The 1,501-nt window shown below is 48.2% G+C and carries 1 protein-coding gene and 2 pseudogenes; all 3 read right to left on the bottom strand.

The features are described from left to right. Positions 1–552 (bottom strand): annotated as a pseudogene (locus tag Q0372_RS03465) (2-oxoacid:acceptor oxidoreductase subunit alpha); the annotation flags it as partial. Further along, complete coding sequence (locus Q0372_RS03460; RefSeq protein ID WP_177388316.1) at positions 552–863, bottom strand: 4Fe-4S binding protein; 312 nt, start codon at positions 861–863, stop codon at positions 552–554. The gene Q0372_RS03460 and the pseudogene Q0372_RS03465, both read right to left, overlap by 1 nt. Positions 864–1,263: 400 nt before the next feature. Beyond that, a pseudogene (locus Q0372_RS03455) lies at positions 1,264–1,501 on the bottom strand (hypothetical protein); the annotation flags it as partial.

The following is a 1,501-nucleotide window of genomic DNA, read 5'->3' as shown; positions in this document are numbered from 1 at the left end:
AATTTCAGGCAGCACCGCCTTAGCCTGCATATGCCCAAGCGTCTCATCAAGTAGCAAAAATACCGGCGTCATAAACCGCTCGGCTAGATTGAAGGCGCGCACGGTTTGCGTATAAGCCTCATTTAGTGAGCCCGGGCATAGCACGATGCTTTGAAAATCGCCGTGAGTGGGGTTACGAGCTTGCAAAATATCGCCCTGCGCCACTCGCGTAGGAAGCCCGGTGCTAGGACCTCCGCGCATAACATTTACGATTAAAAGCGGAATTTCAGCGATAAAGCCAAGTCCAATCTGCTCTGATTTTAGCGAAATTCCAGGACCGGAGCTTGCCGTCATCGCCTTTGCACCGCTCATCGACGCGCCCAAAGCTACAGAAATGCCCGAAATTTCATCTTCCATCTGGATAAATTTACCTCCGACCTTAGGTAGTAAGCGACTCATCTCGTGCGCGATCTCGCTGCTCGGCGTGATCGGGTAGCCGCCGAAAAAATTACAGCCACAATCAATCGCCGCACGCGCAATTAAGGCGTTACCTGTGGAAATTACCTCTCTCATTATGCGTCCTTGGGTTTCATAAAATTATTGTTTTTGATTTTTTCAGCCATCTCTCTAGCCTGAGAGCTTAGACGAGCGAATTTAAAGCCCTTGGGCGCGACGAAAATTGCAAAATCCGGGCAGTGCAACTCGCACTCCCTACAGCCGATACAGGCGCCCTCATCCACCACGTCGATCATCATGCCCTGCACGGCGCCCTCGTCCTGTCTCATCGCGATCGCGCCGCTAGGACAGACGCTTACGCAGATGTTGCACGCCTTACAGCGACTCTCATCCGTCCAGACGGCGCGCTGGCTCTCATTTTCGCTCATATTTTCTCCTTAATTTATCAAAATCTGCACTAAATACCGCCTCGCGATTTAAAATTTGAAATTTTATGGCGCAAGCCCGCTTTGATCGCATCAAAGTCCTCTCGTTTTTAAATTTTGCAGAGTTTAAATTTTAAAATTTTGTGGCGTTTAAAAATTTTACGTCACGCAAAATTCTGAGCAAAAGTAAAATTTTAATCTATGAAATTTCACAGCGGGCAAAATTGCGCAAATTTTAAAATTCCGCAGCGAATAAAATTTTTACGCTGCAAAATTCCGCGAGCTTAAATTTCTTGCCGGAGTGAAATTTGATGCTGCAAATTCTATCGCAAAAATTCTGCGCTTTGAAATTTTAAATCTACGAATCCCGCTTCCGCGTCGCGTCGAATTCGCTTTATTTTCACTAAAACTTTAGCTCCGCTATCCGCTCACGCATCCGTTCGAGCTGCTCATAAAACTCGCCCGAGTAGGCGAAATTTCTCTCTATCGCGCCCATTTTGCCGACGCTTACGAAGCGCCCCAAAGGCACTCCCGATCTATCCGCGACGCAGCAGGCGAGCGTGCCGCAGGTATCAAAAAGGATGTATTTTATGATCTTTACGATCCCCGCAGCGGGCGCCAAATACGCCGACGTGCCCAGT

Origin of the sequence: uncultured Campylobacter sp., from assembly GCF_937997405.1 — a bacterium.
Taxonomy (GTDB): Bacteria; Campylobacterota; Campylobacteria; order Campylobacterales; family Campylobacteraceae; genus Campylobacter_B.
Note: the sequence above shows the minus strand (reverse complement) of the source record. Positions and strands in the feature narration are given on the sequence as shown.

Bases quoted from the DNA above. Each gene is read 5' to 3' on its own strand.
- Q0372_RS03460 (WP_177388316.1), bottom strand. From the start codon at position 863: ATGAGCGAAAATGAGAGCCAGCGCGCCGTCTGGACGGATGAGAGTCGC.